Consider the following 2,528-nt stretch of genomic DNA (forward strand, 5'->3'; position numbering starts at 1 on the left):
CGGGGCGGTCGGGGACGACGTGGCGCAGCAGGACGCGGCGGTCCTCAGGATGGCGAGGGGCTAGCTCCGCCGGGCGGTCCGGCAAGGGCTTCCCCCGAGCAGTCGACCCTCAGACAGCCTCCTGGGGGCATTCGCGGCACGGCGGGCTCCGTTCGATCGGATCGCCTTGCCTCCTCCTTGGGCATCAAAGGTTCGCACAGCCGCCCGATGCGCCCCGCAAGGGTTGCGATGCTTTTCCGATTTCTTTTGCCGCCCGAGAGAAAAGGCGAAAGCGGCAAAACAAAGCGCCCTCCGGGCTTCGGAAAACCAACGGCCCGATGGGGCGAGGAACGCGCCTTCGCTTCCTCCCTTGCAGGGCGCGGCAGGCGGTGCGGCCCCGATGCCACAAGGCGGGGCAAGGGGCTCCGCCCCAACCGAACGGAGGTCACCATGAACACCAATCCCACTCTCCAGGACAGGGCGGTCAAGGCGGCAGCCCGCTTCCTCGAGGTCCGCGGCTACGAGACGCTCGCGACCGGGTGGAAGTCGCCCGAGACGAGAGGAGCCATCGACCTGGTTGCACGCGACCCCGAGTCCGACGACCTCGTGTTCGTCGACGTCTCCGCGCGCCCGAACTCCGGCGCCGGCTTCGGCGACGGGAGGAACGATCGCGAGACGATGGAGCTGCTCGCGGTCTCCTGGCTCGCCGAGAACGACTTCGCCGAATCGGTCGGCGTGAGGTTCGACAAGATCAGCATGATCGTCGTCGGCGAGGACCGTGCGCTGCTCAGGCACCACATCAACGCCTTCGGCGAGGCCTAGGACCTCCGGGCCCGCCTGGGCAGGCCCCCTCTGGACGGAGGGGGCCGTTTGCAGGCGGCTCGCCCCATGGCGAACCGCCACCCCATGGCGAACGGTCGGTATTAACAGAACGTTTCCGTTCTGTATACTCGGGGTAAACGCCATCGACAATCGCAGAGAGGACGGAGGAAGCATGAGGACGCTCGCGATATCGAACTACAAGGGCGGGGTCGGAAAGACCACCACTGCGGTCAACCTCGCCACCATCTACGCCAGGCGGGGCCTGAGGACGCTCCTGATAGACCTGGATCCGCAGGCGTCCGCCACGGACTTCTTCGGGCTCTACGACCGCGCCACGGCCGAGCGTCGAGGAGCCGTCGAGCTCCTCTACGGGAACGCGCCCGTCGGCGACGTGGCCTTCGAAACCGAGGCCGACGGGCTCTCCGTCGTGCCCTCGACCATAGAACTCGTCGACCAAAACGAGCTGCTCCTGCGCGAGCAGCGTCTTCGTTTCGCGCTCGACGACTGCGCGGGCGACTACGACGTCTGCATCGTCGACTGCAGCCCCACGATGAAGCGCCTCGCCTTCAACGCCTACCTGGCCGCTGCGGGCGACGGCATGGTGATCGTGCCGGTGAAGCTCGACTCCACCGTCATGCGCGGCACCGCCCTCACGGTCAGCGCCATCGAGTCCATCTCCGACGCGCTGCGCGTGCCCACGCCTTCATGGCGCATACTGCGCACCTGCGTGCCCGGCCTCATGACCAACGCCGAGGCGACCGGGGCCGAAGTGCTGGACTCCTACTTCCCCGAAAACCAGTTCGCCACCGTCATACACGCGAGCTCCAAGGTGTGCGAGGGGAGCTGGCAGTGGCAGCCCGTGGCGACGTTCAAGCCCGACAGCCGCCCCGCGAAGGACTACGAGAGGCTCGCAGAGGAGGTGCTCCATGGCTAAATCGGTCGCATCCGGCTTCACCATCTCGGGCTTGCTCGACAGGAACGCGTCGACCCGAAGCGACTACCCCGTCGAGAGGATCCCCGTCGGCGAGATAGCCGACCATCCCGCCAACGCCGCCTACTCGATGGACGATGCGGGCATAGCCCAGCTGGCAAGGAGCATAAAGGAGGAGGGGCTCACCGACCTGCCGCTCGTCCGCAAGCTCGACGACGGGGGCTGGCAGATGGTGAGCGGGCACCGCCGCAAGGCGGCCTACGCCCTGCTCGCCGAAGAAGACGAGAAATACGCTCAGATTCCCTGCCGTGTCATCCGCGACATCACCGACGAGCAGTCCGTCATGCTGCTGCATGCCGCCAATTACTTCGTGCGCAGCCTCACCGTATCGGAGCGTGCAGCGGCGAGCCGCGCGCTCGGCGTGGAGGTCGAGCGCATGAGGGCAGAGAACCCGGGGCTTGCGGGCGTGCGCACCGAGGACATCAAGGCGGCGATCATATCCGAGCAGACCGGACGCAAGGTATCGGGCAAGACCATCCAGCGCCAGGAGTCTCTCGCGCGCAAGATCGAGGAGAGGCTCACGCCCCAGTGGCGCGAGGCCGCGCTCGCGGACGCGCTCTCGGCGGACGCCGTGGGGATCCTCGCCGATCTGGATTCCGATGCGCAGGACCGGCTCCATGCGGCATGGCGGGCGCAGCCCTTGGGCAAGAAGGAGACGACCGAGTTCCTCAAGAAGTCGACCGCCGAGCCCGCCGCCGAAGAAGACGCGAAGGGTCCCGCGCCCAAGCCCGCGGCG

At 67.4% G+C, this 2,528-nt stretch carries 3 protein-coding genes; all 3 read left to right on the forward strand.

What is annotated here, in order from left to right:
• Positions 1-429 precede the first annotated feature (429 nt).
• Positions 430-801 (forward strand): YraN family protein, encoded by a 372-nt coding sequence (locus C1719_RS00060; RefSeq protein WP_013978949.1) that lies wholly within the window; start codon positions 430-432, stop codon positions 799-801.
• A 172-nt stretch (positions 802-973) separates the two neighbouring features.
• Positions 974-1,735, forward strand: a complete 762-nt coding sequence (locus C1719_RS00065; RefSeq protein ID WP_013978950.1) for a ParA family protein — start codon at positions 974-976, stop codon at positions 1,733-1,735.
• Positions 1,728-2,528, forward strand: an 801-nt coding sequence (locus C1719_RS00070) for a ParB/RepB/Spo0J family partition protein (RefSeq protein WP_102373248.1), incomplete at its 3' end; no start/stop codon positions are given. The genes C1719_RS00065 and C1719_RS00070, both read left to right, overlap by 8 nt.

Source organism: Raoultibacter massiliensis, from assembly GCF_900199545.1.
GTDB lineage: Bacteria > Actinomycetota > Coriobacteriia > Coriobacteriales > Eggerthellaceae > Raoultibacter > Raoultibacter massiliensis.

Coding starts and splice junctions, on each gene's coding strand:
- C1719_RS00060 (WP_013978949.1), top strand. CDS start 430: ATGAACACCAATCCCACTCTCCAGGACAGGGCGGTCAAGGCGGCAGCC.
- C1719_RS00065 (WP_013978950.1), top strand. CDS start 974: ATGAGGACGCTCGCGATATCGAACTACAAGGGCGGGGTCGGAAAGACC.